Source organism: Paenibacillus sp. EKM301P (assembly GCF_011800295.1).
GTDB lineage: Bacteria > Bacillota > Bacilli > Paenibacillales > Paenibacillaceae > Paenibacillus > Paenibacillus polymyxa.
On the sequence record NZ_JAALFM010000016.1, the window covers coordinates 43,974 to 67,627 of the forward strand.

18 protein-coding genes, 2 pseudogenes and 1 riboswitch are annotated in these 23,654 nt (G+C 42.9%); of the genes and pseudogenes, 12 read left to right on the forward strand and 8 right to left on the reverse strand.

All coding sequences use genetic code 11. From position 1 onward, the window contains the following. Positions 1-70 precede the first annotated feature (70 nt). Positions 71-1,678 carry a mannitol dehydrogenase family protein gene (locus tag HFD99_RS22740; RefSeq protein ID WP_167441012.1) on the reverse strand — a complete coding sequence of 536 codons (1,608 nt, stop codon included), beginning with the start codon at positions 1,676-1,678 and terminating at the stop codon, positions 71-73. Further along, complete coding sequence (gene uxuA, locus HFD99_RS22745; protein ID WP_103042416.1) at positions 1,679-2,755, reverse strand: mannonate dehydratase; 1,077 nt, start codon at positions 2,753-2,755, stop codon at positions 1,679-1,681. A gap of 159 nt (positions 2,756-2,914) precedes the next feature. Here uxuA and HFD99_RS22750 point away from each other — a divergent pair, with 159 nt between their 5' ends. Further along, positions 2,915-3,568, forward strand: a complete 654-nt coding sequence (locus HFD99_RS22750; RefSeq protein ID WP_167441013.1) for a GntR family transcriptional regulator — start codon at positions 2,915-2,917, stop codon at positions 3,566-3,568. A 304-nt stretch (positions 3,569-3,872) separates the two neighbouring features. On the opposite strand, the gene HFD99_RS22755 is transcribed toward HFD99_RS22750, so the two are convergent. Further along, positions 3,873-4,727, reverse strand: coding sequence for an SDR family oxidoreductase (locus tag HFD99_RS22755; protein WP_044787898.1), 855 nt, complete (start codon positions 4,725-4,727; stop codon positions 3,873-3,875). A 98-nt stretch (positions 4,728-4,825) separates the two neighbouring features. After that, complete coding sequence (locus HFD99_RS22760; protein WP_167441014.1) at positions 4,826-5,641, reverse strand: AraC family transcriptional regulator; 816 nt, start codon at positions 5,639-5,641, stop codon at positions 4,826-4,828. A 139-nt stretch (positions 5,642-5,780) separates the two neighbouring features. Here HFD99_RS22760 and HFD99_RS22765 point away from each other — a divergent pair, with 139 nt between their 5' ends. Next, positions 5,781-9,428, forward strand: a complete 3,648-nt coding sequence (locus HFD99_RS22765) for a glycosyl hydrolase 115 family protein (RefSeq protein WP_167441015.1) — start codon at positions 5,781-5,783, stop codon at positions 9,426-9,428. 89 nt (positions 9,429-9,517) lie between these two features. Here HFD99_RS22765 and HFD99_RS22770 read toward each other — a convergent pair whose 3' ends face one another. Next, positions 9,518-10,405 (reverse strand): dihydrodipicolinate synthase family protein, encoded by an 888-nt coding sequence (locus HFD99_RS22770; protein WP_016818793.1) that lies wholly within the window; start codon positions 10,403-10,405, stop codon positions 9,518-9,520. 211 nt (positions 10,406-10,616) lie between these two features. Beyond that, complete coding sequence (locus tag HFD99_RS22775) at positions 10,617-11,261, reverse strand: YczE/YyaS/YitT family protein (RefSeq protein WP_045245276.1); 645 nt, start codon at positions 11,259-11,261, stop codon at positions 10,617-10,619. A gap of 114 nt (positions 11,262-11,375) precedes the next feature. On the opposite strand from HFD99_RS22775, the gene HFD99_RS22780 reads away from it, so the two are divergent. The 3 genes and pseudogenes from HFD99_RS22780 to HFD99_RS25830 form a co-directional block, all read left to right on the forward strand. Further along, complete coding sequence (locus HFD99_RS22780) at positions 11,376-11,828, forward strand: MarR family winged helix-turn-helix transcriptional regulator (protein WP_017426905.1); 453 nt, start codon at positions 11,376-11,378, stop codon at positions 11,826-11,828. Between the two features lie 31 nt (positions 11,829-11,859). Then, positions 11,860-12,381: a GNAT family N-acetyltransferase gene (locus HFD99_RS22785; protein WP_045245277.1), complete on the forward strand. Its 522-nt coding sequence runs from the start codon at positions 11,860-11,862 to the stop codon at positions 12,379-12,381. Positions 12,382-12,389: 8 nt separating this feature from the next. Then, positions 12,390-12,488, forward strand: a riboswitch (guanidine-I (ykkC/yxkD leader). An 81-nt stretch (positions 12,489-12,569) separates the two neighbouring features. Further along, positions 12,570-12,689, forward strand: a pseudogene (locus tag HFD99_RS25830) (QacE family quaternary ammonium compound efflux SMR transporter); the annotation flags it as partial. 172 nt (positions 12,690-12,861) lie between these two features. Here the strand turns inward: HFD99_RS25830 and HFD99_RS22795 are convergent. Next, positions 12,862-15,030, reverse strand: coding sequence for an amidase (locus HFD99_RS22795; RefSeq protein ID WP_045245278.1), 2,169 nt, complete (start codon positions 15,028-15,030; stop codon positions 12,862-12,864). 357 nt (positions 15,031-15,387) lie between these two features. Here HFD99_RS22795 and HFD99_RS22800 point away from each other — a divergent pair, with 357 nt between their 5' ends. From HFD99_RS22800 to HFD99_RS22810, 3 genes are read left to right on the forward strand one after another with little or no spacing between them, the layout of a single operon-like run. Then, entirely contained in the window at positions 15,388-16,887 is a 1,500-nt protein-coding gene (locus HFD99_RS22800) for a spore germination protein (protein ID WP_225164881.1), read from the forward strand. Between the two features lie 17 nt (positions 16,888-16,904). After that, a complete protein-coding gene (locus HFD99_RS22805) occupies positions 16,905-18,116 on the forward strand; it encodes a Ger(x)C family spore germination protein (RefSeq protein WP_025364876.1) in 1,212 nt (403 codons plus the stop codon). A 20-nt stretch (positions 18,117-18,136) separates the two neighbouring features. After that, positions 18,137-19,234, forward strand: coding sequence for a GerAB/ArcD/ProY family transporter (locus tag HFD99_RS22810; protein WP_045245280.1), 1,098 nt, complete (start codon positions 18,137-18,139; stop codon positions 19,232-19,234). A 153-nt stretch (positions 19,235-19,387) separates the two neighbouring features. On the opposite strand, the gene HFD99_RS22815 is transcribed toward HFD99_RS22810, so the two are convergent. Further along, complete coding sequence (locus tag HFD99_RS22815; protein ID WP_080942714.1) at positions 19,388-20,134, reverse strand: LysR family transcriptional regulator; 747 nt, start codon at positions 20,132-20,134, stop codon at positions 19,388-19,390. Between HFD99_RS22815 and HFD99_RS26140 the strand changes: the two genes are divergently transcribed. From HFD99_RS26140 to HFD99_RS22835, 4 genes and pseudogenes are all read left to right on the forward strand, one after another. Continuing rightward, the gene (locus HFD99_RS26140) at positions 20,118-20,291 is read left to right on the forward strand and encodes an epoxide hydrolase N-terminal domain-containing protein (protein WP_354005623.1); all 174 of its coding nucleotides are present in this window, start codon (positions 20,118-20,120) and stop codon (positions 20,289-20,291) included. The two genes, HFD99_RS22815 and HFD99_RS26140, sit on opposite strands and share 17 nt — an antisense overlap. 388 nt (positions 20,292-20,679) lie before the next feature. Further along, entirely contained in the window at positions 20,680-22,353 is a 1,674-nt protein-coding gene (locus HFD99_RS22825) for an RICIN domain-containing protein (protein ID WP_045245281.1), read from the forward strand. 167 nt (positions 22,354-22,520) lie between these two features. Further along, positions 22,521-22,736 (forward strand): annotated as a pseudogene (locus tag HFD99_RS25835) (nitronate monooxygenase); the annotation flags it as partial. A 485-nt stretch (positions 22,737-23,221) separates the two neighbouring features. Further along, a complete protein-coding gene (locus HFD99_RS22835) occupies positions 23,222-23,629 on the forward strand; it encodes a MarR family winged helix-turn-helix transcriptional regulator (RefSeq protein ID WP_045245283.1) in 408 nt (135 codons plus the stop codon). The last annotated feature ends 25 nt before the right edge of the window (positions 23,630-23,654 follow it).

Sequence of the window (23,654 nt, forward strand, 5' to 3'; positions counted from 1 at the left end):
CTAACAAACATGAGAATTACAAATCCCCCTGACCAAAGTTTCGTGGCAGGGGGATTGTTTAATGTAAGTTCTAGTTCACATACTTCTCTATGGTGCTTCGGACTGCTCCGGGACCTGATAGCATTTCATGAAACATGGCTTCAATCTTGTCGCCCAGACCAATCTCATATAATCGGACGCCGAACAGTTTTTCATCCTCAAGGAGGTTGCGAACCCCAGAGGTCTGATCGCCCAGCTTCGTATCCTGCAAATACCCCTGCAATGTATCCAGTAACGGGTCCGGACTGAGTGTGAAGGGTGCTCCTTGATCATCCACCCCCAGCAAATAACGACACCAGATCGCAATGGTCAAGGGAATAGCAGTCAGGTCGGTGGGATCAAGCCCTGCTGTGCTAACATACGACTTTATGGTTTCGCCAAAACGGATGCTCATCTTTTGGGAAGTATCTGTTGCAATCCGCTGTGGCGTATCTGGAATATAGGGATTGGCGAAGCGTTCCTGCAATACCTCGTTAATGAACGCTTGAGGTTGGATAATTCCGGGATCAACCACAACAGGCAAGCCTTCCTTGTTGCCGATGGTTTCCACCAGACGACGCAAGGTGTAATCCTTCATTTCATCTGCAATGAGCTGATAGCCGAGCAGACACCCGGAGAGGGCCAGCGCTGTATGTAGCGGATTGAGACAGGTCGTGACTTTCATCTTCTCCACTTTGTCTACCGTATCCCGATTCGTGAAGATGATGCCAGCTTCCTCCAGTGCAGGTCTCCCGTTTGTAAACTTGTCTTCAATGACCAAATACTCGCTAACCTCAGCATTGACAAAGGGAGCCGTATACGTATGCCTGGAGGTAACGACAATTTCCATGTCGGCTAACCCCAGCTCTCGAAGAGCAGATTGTACCTGTAAGGAAGGGCGGGGGGTGATTTTATCAATCATAGTCAGCGGGAAGGTTATTTTTTCCTCATTCTGCAGATAGTCTGCAAATCCTTTCTCTACCAGGCCTCTGCGCGTCCACTCCTTGGCGATAGCAATCATACTATCCTTTAACAGATCGCCGTTATGGGAGCAATTATCCATGCTTACCAAGGTCATTGGATGCTGTCCCTTTAAATAACGCCGATAGGCAAGCGAAGTAGCTATGCTCATCACATGCACCGGCTGTTCAGGACCATTCACTAAATCCCTCTCCACAACAGCCAGATACTTACCGTCGGGCCCGGTGAGGCCGTATCCTTTTTCCGTGACAGTGAAGCTGGCCATTTGCAGAGTCGGATTTTCAAATACTTCAAGCAAACGGAGATAGTCGTCCGGACGATTCTGCTCCGTTGCAAGGCTCTCAACGATGCTTGCGACCACACTTTTGTGAAATTTACCGTCTGCACTCATTAACACCAGTAAGGTTAGATTGTCGTAAGGCTTGTAGGCTTTGTCAATCATTCCAAAATCAAAGGTTTCGGCCGCAATTATACCTGTATCCGCTTTCAAACTATTCAGCAGTTGTTGCTGTGCATTGGCTACGAACCCCCGAAAAATATTGCCTGCTCCGAAATGCACCCATTGCGGTCTAACTCGGGTGTTATGGGCTACAAGTTCCAGATCATACTTCGGCAGTTCGATGCCTACTGCTTCCCAGGCCGCCTTATCTAAAAGACCTTTCCGGTCAAGCTGGAGCATCTATTTCACTCCTTTGCTTTGAGCGAGACTATCCCAGACACCCAGCAAGTACATAACTCCCAGTGCACGGTCATACAAACCGTATCCTGGCCGACAATTCTTTTCTTCTCCCCATAGATGTCTACCGTGATCTGGGCGCACATATCCCTGATAGCCTTTTTCGTGATAAGCTCTAACCACTTCCGGTATATCGACGCTTCCGTCTTTCCCGCGATGTGACACTTCAATAAAGTCGCCATTCTCAAACACCTTGACATTACGAATATGCGCAAAATGAATACGATCATGGAACTCCCGAATCATAGCTGGCAAATCATTCTCGGGGTTAGTCCCCAGTGAGCCTGTGCAGAAGGTTAGACCATTATATGGACTGTTCACTGCATCCAGGATGCGCCGGATGGTCTCACGACTTCGAACAATTCTCGGCAGCCCGAAGATGGGCCATGCCGGATCATCAGGATGAATGGCCATCTTGATATCAACCTCCTCGCAAACCGGGATGATGCGCTCAAGAAAATACTTTAGGTTATCAAACAACTTGTCTTCTGTGACATCCGCGTAAGCAGCAAACAGTTCATCCAGTCTCGCCAACCGCTCCGGTTCCCAGCCTGGCATCGTGAACTTCCCGGCTCCTTTGAGAATCCGATCCACCATTTGGTGGGGATTATCGGTGATGGCAGCCTTTTCATAAAAGAGGGCGTTGGATCCGTCAGGCAGCTCTTTATACAGTTCCGTTCTTGTCCAGTCAAAAATAGGCATAAAGTTATAACAAATCACCTTGACTCCCACTTTGGCCAATTGGCGAATGGTATCAATATAAATGTCAATATATTGATCGCGGGATGGCAGGCCGATTTTGATATCATCGTGGACATTTACACTCTCTACGACTGCCGTACTAAAGCCCTTGCTTGTAATCTGATCAGCTACCTCCTGAATTCGCTCCATTTCCCATATTTCACCGGCTATCTTTTCATGTAAAGACCAAACAATGCCCATAACTCCTGGAATTTGCCGGATATGATCCAGTGTAATAATGTCATTGCCTTCCCCATACCATCTCCAGGTCATGTTCATAACGATACCCTCCCTGATTGATTTTTTTAATCTTGTATACAAGATTGACTTGATCATAAAATGCAAAGTTTATCCTTGTCAATGACAATTTTTGAGGAGTCTATCACATCAAAATGCTTTATAATAAGACTAGATTTATAAAGTGAAGGCAGGAATGTTATGTTTACAAAGGAAGAAATCAAGCAGCTTTTGAAAAATGATATTTTGTCGTTGACCTTAAAGCCTGGGACTCTGCTCAGCGAGACGACCTTGTCAGAACGCTTCCAGTTGTCCAGAACTCCGCTGCGCGATGTGCTGAAACAGCTTGCGCTGGAGTCTTATATTGATATTTATCCCAAGAAGGGGAACATTGTCTCTTATATTGATCTGGAGTCCGTAGAACAAATGAGCTACTTGAGAAGCGCAGTGGAAAAAGAGATTATGAAGGAGCTTTCTACGCAATTTGCATTAAGCGATATACAGAAGCTGAGCGAAATTTTGGACAGGCAGAGGGCTCTCATTGATGACGATCATGCTACGGATCAATTTCTCATTTTGGACGATCAGTTCCACCATACTATGTTCCAATTGGTGGGCCGAGAATTTCTTTGGCAGCTGATTCAGCAATCAAATGTTCACTATATCAGATATCGCAAGCTCCATATGCTGGAAGCAGGGAAGCTGATGGAAATCTGGCATGAACACCAAACTATGCTTGAATATATGTTGAATCAGGATACAAGCAAAATGGATGATCTGGTTCACCATCATCTCCGAAAGGATATACATTCTCTCGAATTCCTCCGGCAGTTCGCTGACTATATCAAGAAATAATGCTGGCCTGTGTTATTCATTTTTTTGCTCGTGAGTCTAGTTGTTTGCCGTCAAGCGGTGGATGGAATTGAAGGATTTTCATAGAGGTTCGATATCTTGTATACAAGACAAGTGTAATCCTGCTTGAATATACGCATAGGAGAATGTGATAAATTAAAGCATGACCAATTGAGCAATGCTTCCTTCGACTTATTATTTATGTAAACGGATTCAGTTGAAACTATAGTAGAGCGTTGTTGACACACTAAGCCCCTTGCCACTTCGTAATTGTAAATAGAAGGGCAAGGGATGGAAAGTGAAGATTCTATACCCCCGAATAGGCCATAAAACCACCATCTATAGGAATGACTGCACCGGTCACAAAACCGGAAGCGGTTTCATCTGCCAGCCAAAGCAGCGTTCCGAGGAGGTCTTCAGGCTCACCGAAACGGCGCATAGGGGTGTGGGCAATAATCTTGGCCGAACGCTCGGTAAGCGAGCCGTCCTCGTTGGTGAGCAATTGTCGGTTCTGCTCTGTCAGGAAAAATCCGGGGGCAATGGCATTCACCCGAATGCCAGATTCGGCTAGATGTACGGCCAGCCACTGGGTGAAGTTGTTGATGGCGGCTTTGGCAGCGCTGTAAGCGGGAACCTTGGTCATTGGGCTGGGAGCGCTCATGGAGGATATGTTAAGGACCACAGCGCCAGGTCGTCCGATCATGCCTTTGGAAAAAACCTGTGTTGGGATTAAAGTCCCGATAAAATTTAAATCAAGCACATTGCGGAAGCCAGGTACACTGAGATCGAAAAAGGTAGTGATTCCAGACTGGTTCAGATCTTCAGGATGAAATGTCTCCAAACTCGTATTCGCACTGGGGTGGTTGCCGCCTGCTCCATTGATCAGAATATTGCACGGACCGAGCAGACGACGGACCGTCTCCTCAGCCTGCTTCACGCTTTCAACATCGGTCACATCGCAGGCAACAGCGATGGATTCTCCACCACTCTCACAAATTTCCTTGGCTATCAATTCGCCCTTATCAGCAGTACGGTTCAAAATAGCGACCTTGGTACCCTGGCGGGCAAGTTCCTTGGCCATGGAGCTGCACAACACGCCGGAGCCGCCGGTTACCACAACTGTTTTTCCAGACAAAGCCGGATGCAGGGGAAGACTAGTCAATTTACATTCCTCTTTTCGTTGGAAGATAAGCCCGCATTACGCTTATACGCGTTCCACAAGCTGTCATGAATTTTATCCTAAAACTATAACAGATGATCTTATCTAGCTTTCTTTCTAAATTCCCTAGGTGTCATAAATACCGTTTGTTTAAAGACCTTACAAAAATACATGGACGAGTTGAAGCCACATTCGTTACCAATCTCGAGTATCGTTAACTTTGTATTGATCAGCAAGTTGCAAGCATGTTGAATCTTAATGTTATTTAAATATTGAATAACCGTAAGTCCCGTGGCTTCTTTAAAACGATGACACAAATAATATTTGGACATGTAAAACGACTTTGCAATATCTTCGATTTTGGTGATTTTGTTATAGTTTTGGTTGATGTACGACAGAATAGGTTCAAAGTTAGCGTTCTTGGAAGACGGCTGCTCCACTATTTGGGCATTCTTCTTCTTATTATTTAATAGAGATAACAGCTCAGCTAAAAGTATAAAAATACGGTCACTCTCACCCGAGACGTTTTCTTTCTCCAGGGACTTTAATAGTCTTTTCACTTTCGCAAATACTTCTTCTTTCAAAGAGATAATTTCTGTATCAAAGCAGCCTAATAAAGATTTTATTGCCCGTTCCGTAAAATATAATCGCAAGAAACGCTCCGTAAAATAGACACATGTTCTGGCACAACCTTGATTTTGGTAGCTTTTATGGAACAGATTTGGTTTAAACAGTGCAACATCATGCAGCTTAATGTCATAGATGGAGTCCTGGATCAAAATCTGATGATACCCTTTTTCTAGAAAATAAAGTTCATATGCATCGTGATAATGAAAATTGGTCATGTTGTGGTCTGCATCATGGACGACATACTCGATTGAAAATAGGGGGTGCGTATGACTTACATCAACAACCATTGCTCAACCTCCATCCTATAGCAATATAATATAACAAATCGATAATTCGGCAACATATTAAAAGATTATTGCTTGGTATTCAGGTATAGTTTATCTACCAGATTTTCTTCCGAATGGAGCACATGAGGAGGTTAGACACTTGAAATCACACCAAGGAACCCAGAATGAATTTGAACTGTTGAAAAGAAATCACGAGGTGCCTGTTTTTGTTTCCGAAACGGAAAACAGCGCGGTGCATCTTGCTTTTTGCAATCTTATGCGAGATATTGATTGGGTTTGCGGTTGTAAGCTAGTGCGAGCAAAAGAAATGGACCAAAGCAGCATCGTGATCGGCACGATCACAGACAATGAGCCGTTACTCGCTTATCTGCAAGATAAAGGGGTATCGCTGAAAAAACTGATGCTGGAGGATGGCTCGTATCGGTGGGAAGCGTTTCTTCAGGAAGTCATTGACGGTGTGTTATATATCATAGGAACCGACAGGCGCGGTACCATCTTCGGAATCTATGACCTGTGCGAGGCGATGGGTGTGTCTCCGTGGTATTACTGGGCGGACGTACCGGTGAAAACCTGCGATGTATTTTGTTTGCCTTTGGATCTCTCCAAAGCAGATTGGCCAGCGGTTCAGTACCGGGGAATTTTCCTGAATGATGAGGAAGAGCTTGATGACTGGACCAAGATTCATAATCAAGATGGCACAATCGGACCTGACGCGTATCAATCTATTTTTGAACTTTTACTTCGTCTGAAAGCCAATTTCATTTGGCCTGCCATGCATGTGAATTATTTTAATGAGAATCCCGAAAATGGAGCACTCGCGGAAAGAATGGGGATTGTAGTAGGCACGTCGCATTGCGATATGTTGCTTCGCAGCAACCAGAATGAATGGGGGCCATGGCTCGCAGCCAAGGGTTATGACGACGTCTCATACGATTATTCCATCGAAGGTCGAAATCGCGAAATTCTACAGGAATATTGGCGGGAAAGTGTCGAGAAGAATAAAAATTACGAGGTGTGTTATACAGTTGGTATGCGTGGAATCCATGATTCCGGATTTCATACGCAGTCCATTGATGAGGATAATTCCATGTCTAAGGAAGAACGGGCAAAAGCCAAGAGTTCTCTCTTAGGAAAGGTTATACAGGATCAAAAGCGAATTCTCAAGGACGTGATCGGCGAGTCAAAAGAAAATGCTTCATTACAGACATTTATCCCGTACAAAGAAGTATTAGAGCTATATGACCGAGGTCTTGATCTACCTGAAGGTGTGACCCTCATTTGGGCAAACGACAATTTTGGGCATATGCGCCGATATCCGAATGAGAAGGAGCGTCAACGCAGTGGAGGCAACGGTTTGTATTATCACAATTCTTACTGGGCAGCTCCAGGAACGGCGATGAGTTATCTTTTTATCAATTCAATTCCATTGGCCCATACAGGGAATGAATTGAAAAAATCGTATGAATCGGGAATCCGGAAATTGTGGATTCTGAATGTTGGCGGGTTGAAGCCCCTTGAACAGGATATGGAATTCTTTTTGCGATCTGGCTGGGAAGCCGGCAAAGAAGAAGGAATGACCAAGAATGCATCTCAATTCGTCGAATCTTGGATAAACGCCAATTTTTCCGGCAACCACGGATCTGAAGCTGCGGAAATATACGAAACATTTGCACAGGTCACTAACGTACGAAAGATCGAACATATGCAATCCAATGTGTTTTCACAAACTGTATTAGGTGATGAAGCAGGGCGTAGATTAATGCGGTTGGAGGATGTTTTTCGTCGAGGCAATGCCATAATGTACAGCCTTCCGGTGCAGGAGCGGGTTGCATTTTTCCAGATGTTTCTCATGAAAATTCACGCATCGTATTATACCAACCATGAGTTTTATTTTGCCGACAGAAGCACGCTTTCTTATGAGCGCGGAAACATGCAGGCTGCTGACCTATATGTGGAGCTTTCGGTAAAAATGGCGGACTACAAACGAAGAATGCTTCATTTCTATAACGCAAAAATGAGTGAAGGCAAGTGGAACGGAATCCTGACACCGGAAAGTTTTCCACCACCGCCTACCGCCTTGTATCCTGCGCGAAAGCCCGCATTGAAAATTGCTCAAGGTGGCATGAGAATCGACCTTTGGAATGAAGAAACAACGCTGCGCTTTTCCATCCATGGTCAGAAACAAAAATGGTTCGAGATAGGAAACCAGGGGAACGGGACCATTCCATTCACGATTGAGGTAATGGAAGACGCTGATTGGATCATCCTTTCCGAAAGTGAAGGATTGATCCAAACGGAGAAAAGAATTCTTGTCTCGGTCATTGATCCACATAAACATGCTGGAAAGACTGCACAACTAAGCGTCCGAAACCATAAAGATATGACTTCTGTTCCAATAAAGGTGCAAGTTGAGGAAGGTGTAAATGTTCCTGAAACATTTTACGGACATATAGAGGCAGACGGGTATGTGTCTATCCCAGCAGCCTCCTACGATCATAATGTTCCTGGTGCAGATTCGGCCGATAATTCCGGTTGGGTGGCCATACCGGGGATGGCAAGGTATGAGGGAGCCGCGATGATGGCCTGGAGCGGTGAACTACGACCGCTTGCAGGAGAGCTTAAGAATCATCCATATTTAGGATACGATATTTTTTTGAAAGAGGCTGGGCAGTTTACCTTAGAGATTCATCGTTTTCTTACTTTAAATTCGACAGGCAATATTCGTTTCGGTATTGGAGTCGATGATACAGCACCCATCCTGGTAGAATCAGAGACTCGTGACGAGTGGTTGGGGGCTTGGCAGGAAGCCGTCTTTAATAACGGTGAGAAAATGAGAGTGGAGCTGCCCTACCTGGCTTCCGGTATACATGTCTTAAAAATTTATATGGTAGATCCTTATGTCACTATCAACAAGTTCGTGATATATACGAAAGAGCAAAAAACGAGCAATTTAGGACCGATTTCCAGTGAGCATCATCATAGGCTGGTTACCGATCATGGACTGGAAAGTTCTACTGTGAATTGGAATGAAGTCGAACAATTATGTAATCAATTTTACGAAACGGGAGAGCATGAAGTACCTCTTCCCGTCGTCCTTTATGCCACAAGAGATTTTTACGCCACCATCGATGAAATCTTCTTGAAATGTTTTGATGTTCCGCAGACCACGTTAGGGGATAAACGCTATGCAAACATTTGTGATGCTGATGGTACAAAGGATGTTATAAAAGAATTTGGTGCGGGTATGTTTATCGAATCGAACGGCATCGTTGCGATCGAAGCCGAATATGCGCTGGAAAACTCTGAAAATGCATATCTCACGTCCAGTAAAGACGGTACTGCTATTCATTGGAGCCACTTACAGGCAGAAACCAATGGAAGAACAGGTTTCGCCATGCATGTCTCTGAGCCTGGAAGGCAGTGGGATAACCCGGATATTGCTCCAGCGATGCATTACAAAATAAACATCACGAATTCAGGTCTTTACCATATTTGGATTTTGGTTCGACATCATAACGACCAATCCGATTCATGCTACTTATCGCTGGACGGCGTAGTAAGACCGTTATCCGAACAACTGGGCAAGGGCACACTGCATACGTATAACACCGCTCAAGTGTACTATTGGTGTTTACTGTCGGATTTGGAATTGCCCAGTGGTGTTCACCTGTTTTCGATCTTAGCTCGAAAGTCACAACTCAGAGTCGACCGGATATATATGACACAAGGGAGCGAATTACCGCCTGTGGATGCTCTCTGGACGGATTCGATAAGAAAACAGTCCTAAGCTAAAGCAGCGTCTCCATGCTGAAAGAGCGGAATCTAGATACATGTTGAGATTCCGCTCTTTTTTTGATAAATAGTAAAAGAAACAATTCATTCCTGAAGATTCTTTAGTATAAGTTTCAAGTGTTCTCTAGCTGATTGATTCAATGGTTGTAAGGGCAAAGGAAGACTGGGACTTGAGATTAAGCCACTTATTTCTGCTGCTGCTGAAACAACACGAAGGCTACCATACTGATGAAATAACGTCCAAATAGGTTCAAGTAGTGTCGAGAGTCGTTCTGCTTCGTCAGCAAAACCGTCCTGGGCCAATCGGGTTATTTTTAGACATGCCTTTGGAAACAAACCAGCGAGAACGGAGTACCATGCTTCACAACCTGCATTCAAGCCGGTGACTGCAAATGAATCTCCACTTACTCCTATAGTTACATGGGGAGGAATCGACTCTCGTAGTTTTTTGATGCGTGTCTTGGCTGCTTCGGGATCAGTAGGTACTCCGGGAATCTTAATAGAACCAACATGAGGTAACTCAGCAATTCGGCCGTGCAATTCGTCACTGAAATGAAAATGGGAGGTACCTGGATTATCATAGACACAAAGTGGAATGGAGAGTGAACGGGTTACCTGTTCATAGAGTGAAAATACTTCTTCATTCGTTAGTGCTTGATAGGAGATAGGGGCTAGCAGCACTGCACTTGCTCCTGCTTTTTGTGCATCTTCCGCTAATCGAAGTACTTCTAAGGTACGAATCGCACTTATACTTGTCATCACGGGAATCCCGTCTGCTGAGTGGACAGCAAGTTGAAGAACCCGGAAACGTTCTTCTCGATTAAGATATGCATAATTTCCAGTTGAACCCAATGCCCCAATTGAGTCTACACCAGCTGCAACTAATCGTTGAATCAGTGCTACAAATGCTTTTTCGTCAATGCCTGTCTCATTCACCGGGGTGAGTGGAAAAGCAGATAATCCGTGGAACATAAAGTTACACTCCTTTATGAATTGACCTTCAAAATACAAACACATTATAAAAATGAATTAGACACAATTAAAGTACCAATTAAGAGACAAATAACTGTACCAATTCTTTTAGAGAAACTTAAAACTGAAAACAAAGATTCTGTATTGAAATTAATATAATGATATTATGCCTTCAGATCAGGTCAGTTGAATAAGAAAGATAAAAAGCATTCTACATTGAATGCTTTTTATCTTTCTTATGATTTGGTGATGTACCAGAGTGTGTTAATATGCGGTCTAATACTTTTCCAGTGAGGGGCATGAAATAATTGAGTATTACCCCCCCTAAACAAACAGTTAACAAAGTTCCAATGCCAATGGGTCCATTTAAAATGAATGCTATGATCAAGAAGATAAGGTAAATGAATGTTCTCGAAAAAAATAGATTTTTTCCAGTTAATTCTTGTATGATTATGGTTAATCGGTCAACTGGAATGGGTGCAAAGTTTGTCTGTAAATAGGTTGCAGTTCCTAATCCCACAATAACTAAACCAATTCCAAAACAAACAACTTTGCTGTACCATAGTTCAGGTGTTATTAAATCCTGCAATAAAAAAAGCCACATATCAATACCAATCCCCGTTATAAATGCTGTTAACAACCCCAAAACTTCTGGTCTTTGTCTTTTTAAAAGTGAATTACAACAGATCAAGATTAAAGCCATTATGATTTCCCAACTTCCTACAGTAAGCCCCACATTTGTGGATAGTCCTACCAATAGTGCATCAAAAGGTGATGTCCCAAGGTCTGATTGTATAGTGAAAGAAATACCAAGGGATAATATAAAAATTCCTATTACAAAAAAAACATATTTCACTTTACTCGACCTCTTTATTATAATTTCAAGTTGCAAATGCAACAAAATTAGGGTAGATTAAATATATACTATGTTTATTGCATTTGCAACAAAATAGAGGCAAAGGAGTTCATTATGAAGGAAGTACTTCGTGAAATTGGAATGATAGCAAGGGCATTAGATTCTATCAGTAATATTGAATTCAAAGAATATGACCTTACAAAAGGACAGTATTTATACCTTGTACGAATATGTGAAAACCCAGGAATTATTCAAGAAAAGTTAGCTGAGATGATAAAAGTAGATCGAACAACAGCATCTCGCGCTATCCAAAAACTTGTAATTAATGGTTTTATTGAAAAGAAAGAGGATCAGCATAACAAAAAAATTAATAAACTCTTTCCAACAGAAAAAGGAAACAGTGTTTATCCTTTCATAAAAAGAGAACATGATTATTCGGATCAAGTTGCATTAGCGGGATTTTCGGAAAGTGAAGTAAACACTATTTTTACTCTTCTTCAAAGAGTAAGAAAAAATATAAGTGATGAATGGGAATTTGTGAAAAAAGGGAACAAAAGAAATTATTAATTGATTTATATGAAGGAGCGATATAGTTATAATGAATGTGAAAATGATCAAATGCAGCTGTGAAGATGTACAAATACTCCAAGAAATAAGCATTGAAACCTTCAACGATACTTTTAAAGATCAAAATTCACCTGAAAATATGCAAGCCTATCTGGAAAGAGCATTTAACTTGAAACAGCTGGATAAGGAATTGGCTATTGTCTCTTCAGAAATCTTTTTCATCTATTTCAATGAAGAACTTGCCGGATATTTGAAGATCAATATAAATGATGCCCAATCCGAAAAAATGGGTGATGAGTCACTCGAAGTGGAGAGGATTTATATTAAAAACAAATTTCAAAAACATGGGCTGGGTAAGCATCTGTTAAATAAAGCTATCGAAATTGCACTGGGACATCATAAAAAGAAGGTTTGGCTCGGTGTATGGGAAAAAAATGAAAATGCCATTGCTTTTTATGAGAAAATGGGGTTTGTTCAAACGGGTGCACACTCTTTTTATATGGGGGATGAAGAACAGATTGATTTCATAATGACCAAAACATTAATACTATAATTGAATTTAAAAAGATTTTCTAGGGTTCCGCGATGTCATATCGGCTGGTCCAAGAGAAAACTCACAGTCGTTGTACTGTGTCACGGAGGGATAAGAGCCTGGGAGAAAAACTGCTGTATGCAGTATGATCTCAGGCTTTTTTTTCATTACTGCTTTAGTTCCGCACTACATTTGCAGCGTTATCAAAAACTGGTATTGGAGCTTTGGTCGGGGCCATACTGGATATGATCCTTTATGGTGAACCGCGTAATACCACGAGAATTTTATTCATTGCGATAGTACTCAGTTCAGCGGTTGGACTGAAGTAGGTAAGCTGAATAATGATGGGATTTGAAGAAAAACTCCCTATACTGCGAAAGCAGCGAGGGAGCTTGCTAATTTAAATATTTAATTCAAAGAGCTGGAAGTTACAGCTTCATCTGACCAACCTCCAGCCTGCCCAGCTCAATGATCCCGTTGCTAAGACCATGATGTCCTTCGTCATTGGGGTAAAGTGACAGACTTGATTTGAGCTGCGGTATTTCCGTAAATATCCTTCGCCAGCACGAGAATATGCAGTGTATCAGCTTGGGAGGCGCCTCCCTGCTTGAATTTAGTAGTTGGGAGCGCTGCTGACCAATTAGCTTTATCTTCTGTAATAGCGACACGCATGCCATTGACATAAACTTTGAGCTGCGTGATTTCGCTTTGATCTGTGACTGAACCTTCCAAAGCGAGAACATCGTTTTTGACCGAAGCATTCAACTTAAGTGCAGGGGCTTCTGTTTCCTTGCGTTTAGAGGGTGGAAGAGCAGTTTGCGGGTTATAGGAAAAGGTTTCATCCTCAAGCGCTGGCGTGCGTGTTGCAATAGGACGGTTTTTGGTTGCCTGCTCATAGGAATAAGCGTATCGAAGCAGGTCATTATCGCTATATGCGGCACCTGCCATCGTCAGATTGACGGGCATACCAGTATCCTTCATAGCGCCCATACTCACAGACACACTTGGGATCCCGTACTCGCGTAGAAGGAAATTCGTATTGGAGAAATAGTTGCCATTCTCCCAAGCCTCCTCATAAGACGTTTCATTCACATCGGAATCAGCCTTGCCAATATTCGAATTGGCCGGGAAAGCAATAAAATCAAGGTTGTTTTGCTTCATCCAATTTTCAAAATCTATCTTTCGTACATTTTCCAGCCCCCGCAACCCTTCATGAAACTGAGGAATTTGTTCGAAAGGGGTGACGCCTTTCTTTATGGTTTCAATGAATACGTCATAGTGACCAAGGTCTCTGCCACGTTTGGCATCTACCGAACCGGGCGGATTCGGGAAGACAGTTGCAGGGTCGATATTAGCCCATGACGGGAAATTCGGATCGCCCACACTTTTAAGGAATTCCTCAGCTGCATAAGGATTAAGCAGCCCGAATTCCTTTTCACTCCATTTTGCCGGCATCAAACCACGTTCTTCAGGTGTTTTCGCTGTTGGTCGGTCCTTCTCGCTGTTCACTTGCAAGGGGAAGTCAACTTCCACTACTTCAGCTCCAAGAGCAGTTAAATCCTTTACAGCTTTTTCCCATAATGCTTGTATTGAAGGTCTGAATTTAATCGGAGTTGTGGTTTCATGGTCCTTACCGATATAGATTTTCGGAACACCGATTCGTTTGCCTTTCAAAGCTTGAGTATCTCGCAGCTCTAGATAGGAATTGGGACGAACACTGTTGACAGAAGGGAGGCGAACGGCTTTCTGTTCTCGCCAGAAATCACCTTTTGTGATTTTATCCTCTACAACAATCACGTCAAGCAAGCGGAGCATGTCCTCGACAGTCCTTGTATGTGGGACCACGACATCCCGTATAGGAAAAAGCGGCCAATTCCCCCGAATGGAGATTAAGCCCCGCGATGGCGTGTAGGCAATTAAACCATTGTTAGATGCTGGTGATCTTCCAGAAGATACTGTTTCTTCCCCCATACCAAAGGCAGCAAGGTTGGCGGCTGTTGACACGCCAGATCCGTTAGAGGAGCCAGAGTACCAGGCTGCAGCCAAATAATTTGGATTGTACGGACTTTCAGCACGGCCATAAACGCCTCTTTGCATTCCTCCTGCTGCCATTGGCGGCATGTTGGTTTTACCAATTAGCACTCCACCGGATTTGCGTATCTTCTCTACAGTAAAGGCATCATCTTTTGCCATCAGGTTTTTAAAAGCCGGAGATCCAGAAGCAACAGTGAGTCCTTTAACCTTGTAACTGTCTTTAACTGTGTAGGGGATGCCTTGCAGAGGCCCGGTATTAATCCCCTGTGCCCTTAGCTGATCAGCCTGAGCAGCTTCTTTTAGCACATTGGGATTTAGAACAGGGATTGAATTCAGCCGAATGCCACTAGAATCATAGGCGTATACCCGGTTGAGGTACATGGCTGTGAGCTCGACACTCGACAGTGCTCCTGACTTCATCGCGTCCTGCATCTGAGCAATCGTAGCCTCTTGCAATTGAAATGTAACCAGGGAGGAGGTAGATTCACTAGTTTTACTTGGGGATGAGAGTGAGGGTGAAGGAGCGGCGGATGCAAGCGAGCATCCCGTGAGAGTTACAATCATCCCAGCCGCGATCCATTTGCAATAGCTACCGATTACATTCCTTGTATTCGCTTTTACCATTCGTACGCGCATAGCATTTTCACTCCTTAAAATAGGATAGATAGAAATAGGAATTTGAATAGAGGGGAATGAGGAAAGGGTTCCTTTTTTTATATAAATCTTTCTAATTATACTACTTATTTTCATTCGAAATGTCAATTTTTGTAATGTTGAGGGTGAGGAAGTACGGTAACGATACAAGTTTTGATTTTTGTTCTCAGCTACTCTCTTTTTCTTTCAGCATATTTCAGAGTATTAAAGGTGAACATACTGTAATCTTTTTGGCATACAGGAGTAAAAATCTAGCAGCGGCCTGATTACCGATAATAAAATTCCCATATACTGCATAAAACAGGTTTGGACAGCAAATAGTATGGGCAGGAGGTGTAGATGATGCCCAGTAATGAAGACCCCTTGATCTCCATGAATTTAGCAAACAACTTGAAGGAAATCAGGTCCCGGCTTGGAAACAGCCCTGATATTATTATTCGTAAATTTGAGCTGGTAACTTCACATATAGAGGTGGCTGCTGTATATCTCAACGGTTTAAATGATAAAAACATCGTCGATGAGTTTATTACGCACATTATGGCCTTTGACACTCCCAACTGGGGAGGTCCGGAAGTCAAATCGGTAAGCGGAATTTATCAATTTATGAAAGACAAAGCCTTGAGTATCGGTGAAGAAAAAGTACTTAATGACTGGAAGGAGCTTTTTGAAGCCATTTTATCTGGAAATACGATAATTCTAGTGGATGGAATGGCCAAAGCTATTAGCGGGAACACCAGCGGGGGCGAGGTCAGAGCGGTCACAGAGGCTTCTACCCAGGTAGCCATCCGCGGTTCCAAAGAAAGTTTTACGGAATCCATTGGGACAAATCTCTCCCTGGTCCGCCGGAGAATAAAAAACGTCAATCTATGGATTGAAACGATGAAAATCGGTGCTGTTACACAAACCGATGTGGCTATCATGTACATAAACGGCATCGCAAAAGAATCGACGATACAGAACCTAAAGCAAAAGTTACAGGGCATCCATATCGATTCCATTTTGGAATCAGGGTACATAGAGCAGCTAATTGAAGAAAACAAATATTCACCTTTTCCAACACTCTATAATACCGAGCGTCCGGACAGTGTAGCAGGTAATCTGCTGGAGGGGCGAATTGCCATTTTTGTTGATGGAACGCCCTTCGTGCTGATTGCGCCTACTACCTTTTTTATGTTTTTTCATGCAGTTGAAGATTACTACCAGCGATATGACATCTCATCCTTGATCCGGTTATTGAGATTTATGTGTCTGGCGATTTCTTTGTTAGGCCCCGGTCTGTTTGTGGCAGCTCTGAACTTTCATCAGGAAATGATCCCGACCCCGCTGTTGATTAATCTGGCCTCCCAGAGAGAAAATGTACCCTTCCCTACTTTTATTGAGATACTCCTGCTTGAAGTGACGTTTGAGATTATCCGTGAAGCTGGCGTTCGAATGCCAAGCCCAATTGGACAGACAGTATCGATTATCGGAGGGTTGGTAATTGGGCAGGCAGCGGTGCAGGCAGGCATTGTTACTCCAGCCATAGTCATCGCTGTCTCTCTCACAGGTATTTCCAGTCTTGCCACCCCGGCGTTCAACATGGCTCTTTCGGTGCGAATTCTTCGATTCGTCATTATGTTCATAGCGGCATTTATGGGGCTCTACGGCGTGTGCGTGTTTAGCTTTATAATGATTGCGCATATGTGTAGTCTAAGTTCCTTGGGGGTTCCGTATATGTCTCCTATGGGTCCGTTTATAGCCCAGAATCAGCATGATGCCTTCTTCCGATTACCCTTCCAATTCATGAAGACCCGACCGCGCTTAATCAGTCAGAAAAAGCACAATAAACGTATTAGGTAAAGAGGGGGGCAAGCCGAATGAAGGATAAAGGGCTGCTGCGAATCATACTTTGTATTCTTATAATTATGCTGCTGACAAGTTGCTGGAACAGACGGGAACTAAATGAACTGGCGATCGTAACCGGCATTGGAATCGATAAAGCCCCAGATAAAGAGGAATATGAGGTCACTTTTCAAATTGTGAATCCTTCGTCGACGGCCACAAGTACGGGCGCAAATACAGGACAATCTACCACTACGGTCTATTCTACGACGGACAGGACTTTATTTGGCGCATTTCGCAAAACATCAAAAAAGACAGCAAGACAGTTGTTTTTTGCTCACACGCAGCTTGTTGTTATCGGGGAAGCGTTCGCTAGAAGTGGAATAAATGAGATTTTTGATGTGTTTGAAAGGTCTCACGAGCTTAGGTTGAACTCTACTGTTCTGGTTTCAAGAGGTGTTGATGCTAATGCTGTTCTGAAAATCCTGCTACCTATAGAGAGTCTGCCTGCGATAGGCATGGTCAAGAAAGCTAAAAACACGGCGAAAATATGGGGAGAAAACAAGAATATCAATATTTTTGAATTAATTAATGAAATCACTGGGGAAGGAGAAGTGGCTATTAGTGGCATCCGAATTATCGGAGACAGGGAAGAAGGCAAGAAGAAAGCAAGTTTGGAACAGACGGAAGTGAAGGCTATTCTCTCAATAAATGGGCTTGGAGTGTTCAAAAAAGGGAAACTAACAGCGTGGCTGGAAGGCTCCGAGGCCAAGGGTACCTTATGGGTTCAGAACAAGATAGATCAAACCATAGTCAACATTGATACAGAAAATATGGAGGCATCGGTCGCAGTCCATATAAATTATTCCAAAACGGATATAAACGTGGAGCTTCAGAAGGGGATACCCGTTTTCCATGTTCACATTCAAGAGGAAGGAAAAGTGAACGAAACACGGGGATTTGTAGACTTCAGTAGTGCGGACGAGATCATGAAGTTGGAAGAGCAATTGGCCAAGCATACGAAAGAAGAAGTAATCCAGTCCATACAAGCAGCTCAGCGGTTAAAAAGTGACATTTTTGGTTTTGGCAATGAACTGAAACGTCTCCGTCCGAAGGAGTGGGAAGCAGTAAAAGAGCAGTGGGACTCCTTGTTTGCCCAAGGCAAGCTGGACATTCGTGTAGAGGCTTATATCCGAGGGACAGGAATGAGGTTAAAGCCGTACATGAATAAGGATCAATTTAACTAAAAGGAAGCGGAGCAGAAGTGATGAAAAAAGAATTTATTGGTACAAATCAATTGTTTGCCATGATTATTTTATTTGAATTAGGAACGGCCATTGTGATTCCCATCGGGCTTGAAACTGGACATACTATATGGTTATCGATCCTTCTAGCTTTGCCTGGGGGAGTGCTTTTGTATCTGATATTTCATGATTTGTACTGTCAATATCCTAATCTGATCATCAGCGGATATACCCAAAAAATCCTGGGCAAAACTATTGGGTGGCCATTGAGTTTTCTGTACATTCCTGTTTTAGTGTTTAATGGGTCCAGAATCTTGCGCGAATCCGGTGACCTGCTGATCGCTGCTTCCTATGACCAAACGCCGGTATTCATAATCAATGCCATTATGGTCACTGCTGTCATATATATTCTGAATAAGGGGGTTGAAGTGTTTTTTAGAACGTCAGAAATTTATCTGATAGTTATTTTTTTCATGGGTTTCATATGTTTTTTTGTCGTGATTGCTGCGGGGCTGGTTGATTTTAAAAATCTGTTTCCGCTGCATGTTGTGGATTGGAAGCAGGCTCTTAGGTCGGCTTTTCCCAATATTTTAACTTTCCCTTTTGGCGAGCTGATCTGTATGACTACAATTTTCCCTCATCTGCAAAAATCTTGTCAGTCCCGAAAAACAGGGATTGCGGCTATCGTTTTAAGCGGCATCCTACTTTGTTCTACACATGCTATCGAAATTTCAGTACTTGGAAAAAATATATATGAGAGAAGTACCTTTCCCATGTACACAACGATAACACTGGTTAACCTGGCAAATTTTATCCAACGGTTGGATGCTCTTGTTATTTTAACTTTAATTATAGGAGTATTCTTTAAAATGACCCTCTATTGTTACGCCGTCATAGCTGTGACTGCGGACTTGTTCAAAGTACAAGATACTCGAAGGCTGGCCATTCCTGTTGGTGTTGTTGTTCTGTTTGGATCGCTTATCAGTGCGGAGAATTATCCAAGGCATTTGGAAGAGGGAGCATTCTTTTTGCGCTATATCCTGTCTGTTCTATTCACGGCCATTCCCATTCTGTTGTTCGTTGTCCACCGGGTACGCAAAAGATTAGGGCTATTGCGATAAGCGATAAGCGTTGAGCTTAGTTATTTCCGCAGACTCCTTTTCCGTACAGCTGCTGTGATGACATTAACAAAGGGAAGAAATAGAAAAAACACCATGACAATTACCTCTGGTATGGCTGTGTTGGCGAAGGCCGCCCGGATAGAGTGAAATGCTTCAAATAGGCTCATTCCTGACAGTAAATCGATTAAGATGGTCATCGACAATGCTAACAAAGCCAAGATGAAATATAAAATTACAATTTTCATGGTTCTTAAGTCTCCTTGGTGTGGAACTGAAATTACTACAGTTCTGAAATAGGGAAGCTAATGCTATTATCTCCACCAATACATACCCGTAGTCAGGTATTGAGCGTTCTTGGTCTTTATCTAAAATGCCTTCTTCATTCGTAATAAAACAATGGTTGGTGTTCTCTCGCTTGTATTCATCAAAATGGTCTGGACCGTCATTGTTGCACAACAGGACAATGTTCTCCTTGACCAAAGAATAATGAATGCATTTTTCCGGATGTATTTCCGGGTAGACCATCAAAGCCACATCTACACGTCCACTAATTAAGTCAACCTGGTTTTGTTCACATGTACCGTTGGTAAGGATGAATTTGACATGAGGATATTTTAAAGAGAACTCCCTAATAATCGGACTTAATCTAGAAATCGTTAAAGACTCTGGTGCAGCCACCCTTACAACGCCTTTAACCTCCTGGTTGCTTCGTATATTTCTAATCTGGTCATGAGTAGCCAGTAGATCTTCTGCTAGAGGTATTAATTCTCTCCCTAATGGGCTGAGCTTCAGATGCCTTCTCTCGTAAGTGAAAAGCTCCCCGCCAATCTCTTGGCGTGAACAGGAAGCATGGCTAAACCGTTTCCCACAGTTTATTGAACAGGTGAACGGCTTCGACATACACTTTGTGCACGTTCGAGGTGAAGGGACATCCGAGCGACCACTGTTGCTGACTCATGGGTGGCCAGGATCATTCGTAGAGATGTTAGAACTAATACCTTATCCTAAATTGTTTGCCGAGCATCTAAATCGTTTTTTTCATTCATTAAACATCTGATAGTCTCTATCCTTGTGAGGGTTATGAACAACCAGTACAATTGGTTACCGTCTGCACAAAGTTGCCCTCAACCCTAGTCTTCGAAATAACCACAATGAAACTGGAAATAAAAATGAAGAAAATTGATGAGCATGTACCATTTAAGAAGTCGCCTAATTGGCGGCTTTTTTGTGTTAACAACCTTTTGTCTTTCAAATCCTTCAGCTAACAGTTCAAAAGAACTATTTTTTAAGATATTACTATTATCAAACATCGAAGTACCGATAAACATAATAGCGCAGAAAAAACAGGTATATATACCAACTCAAAGGAGAATTACATAAAGGAGGGATCGAGAAAAAATAGCAGAGGATTTATTTTAAATACACTAATATAAGGAGAATGTAAATTGTTGAAAAAAACACTATTAGTATCAATTATTTTTTGCCTAGTAATAAGTGCATTTGGATTCACTGAGAAAACATTGCCGAAAGCTGCAGCGTCCACTGGATTTGCTCATCCTGGCCTATTACATACGAAAGCAGATTTTGACCGAATGAAGCAGATGATTCATGAAGGCAGACAACCCTATTTGGATGGTTGGAATCAATTGCTGTCCAGCCCACTTTCACAGGCTGGATGGAAACCACGCGCTACTTCTATCATTATCCGGGGAGGAAATGAGCAAAATGTAGCTCTGTTGTATAATGATATAGCTCGTGCTTACCAGAATGCACTTCGTTGGAAAATTACAGGGGACACCGCAAATGGAGATACAGCTCGTGATATTTTGAATGCCTGGTCTTCTAATCTTAAAACGATCTCCGGCAATGCTGATCGCTACTTAGCGGCGGGAATTTATGGGTATGAGTTGGCTAATGCAGCAGAACTTATGAGAGATTATCCGGGGTTTAATGTGGAACAAATGCAGAACATGCTTCTTACTGTATTTTACAAACCATTGAATGAGAGATTCCTTATTGGCAATGAATACGGCAATAGTCATAATGATTCATATATACAGAATTACTGGGCGAACTGGGATCTAAGTAATATGGCGGCCACCATTGCAATCGGAATATTCTGTGACCGCCGGGATATTTATGATATCGGTGTTGAATATTTTAAAAATGGTGCAGGAAATGGGTCCATTTATAATGCGATCCCATTCCTTCATCCTGATGGTCTTGCCCAATGGCAAGAATCCGGAAGGGACCAAGCGCATACTCAATTAGGTGTTGGTTTAATGGCAACAATTGCTGAAATGGCATGGAATCAGGGGGATGACCTTTATGGATGGGCGGACAATCGTTTCCTGCGTGCTGCTGAATATGTTGCCAAGTACAACAATGGCGAGGATGTGCCATTTGCAACTTATGAATGGGGATCAGGTAGAAACGGTTCGTTAAATATTCAATCTGGAATATCGCCTGCCAGTCGTAATGAAATGCGTCCCATCTGGGTGATGATTTATAACCATTATGTCAATCGGAAAGGTCTGTCTGCACCCAATATTGCTGCCCGAATGGCTCTGGAGGGTACCGAAGGTGGTCCAAATTTGAAGTACCCATCAACGTTTGATCAACTTGGTTTCGGAACTCTTCTCTATACCCGGCCGGCCGGCAGCGGAGATCTGGCAAGCATTCCTGATGGAAATGTTTCTGATGGTATTTATCGTTTCATTGTGCGTTTGGACGGCAAGGCCATGGAAACCGATAATACGATAGAAGGTACAAGTGTAATTAAATCAACCTATACAGGTGAAGCAAATCAACAATGGAGTGTTACGCATCTAGGTGGCGGTCAATACAGTATCAAGAATATGCAGAGTGGACGTTCACTTGAGATAACAAATGGCTCTCTTGATCATGGCGCTAAATTCCAACTGGCTGCTAGTACTGGCCAAGATCAACAAAAATTTGCTTTTATCTCTACAGGAGATGGTTACTATCGAATCACTCCTGTCATTTCGAATAAGCCAGCTGATGTCACAGGCCTATCAACGGCAGAGGGAGTTCCTATTCAGCAATGGCGGTATACATCCAATTATAATCAACAATGGAAGCTTGAATCTATTGAATAGCACTAATCAATAATTTGCCTAAAAGCATCATTCTAACATCGTTTAAGCAATCGGTTGAATCTCATTCAGCATTTCCTTAGTCAAGCCACTATATTGGGATAAGCTGTACGGTCAAAAACTGGTGTCGATCTTCCGTTCGGCGCCAGTTTTTCTATAATTGAAAGAGAACAATTCCTGCTTACCCTATTTAAAACGCGATGACCCGGGACATTCGTCAGGCGGCTGCAAAAGCGAACTGCCCCGAATATATGTCACTATGGGCGGGCCAGGATCTTCGCTTAGCCAACGGCCAACCTGCTGCTTCAATTGTAAAACAAACCATTGATCAAGCCGGTATTCTTGTGAAAAGACTTTCCATCACTGGAGCAGTCGATAATAAATAGGAGAAATTATTGCTGCGAAAATCGCGGCTTTTTTTATTTGTCGCGATTTAGATTGACGATGAGGAGGCAGAATGTCATCGTATTCCTTGTCTCCAATGAGCTAAAACGTCCATATCAACAAATCTAACTCATCGGTTCAACCCCCAGCAATATTCGGATAGCATATTTCCTTGGATTTTTTCCGTGAATAGCTGAGTAAAGCGTCAAACTCCTTGTCGCAGTCTCCTTGTTTCAGTTGCATTGCAATGAAAATTCCTCTTCGCATTCCTTCAGAAACAGTATGTTGGGCAGTTCACTGCTGGATTGCTCCGCCATTTCAATAGAGTCTTTAAAAATCCCCACATTCATTCTATTCGATTCATTCAACTTCTAGGTCGTGAATGGTCATGAAACTTCAACCAATCCATATTTTCCCGAATTGACTTTATATCCAGATGTCATTATTATCTTACAGTATAAGATAAATACAAAAGGTGGTACGGCCAATGGACTATAAAGCATCGGCAACCGAACTATTCGAGTGTATCGTCAAATCGCGCAAACCGGCATTAGAGGAACGAGTGCATTTCTCTCGTGGTGAAATGGGAATTCTCATTGCTTTGAGTCATCAGGACGGGGTTACTTCGGGCCATTTGAGCGAATACTTGTCTGTCAGTACGGGACGGATAGCAACGGCGCTGAAAAGTTTGGAGAAGAAAGGGTTGGTTGTACGCCGTACGGATGCCAACGACAAACGTAAGGTGATTGTATTCATTACGGATTCAGGCAAGCAATTTATGATTGACAGGTATAACGAAGGAGTCGCATGGAGCGAGAAAATTCTTCGAAAGCTGGACGAACAGGATGCCAAAGAGTTTATTCGACTCATCAAGCTTATTGTCTCTAAAAGCTAAATTCCTATGTAGAGGACGCATGCAG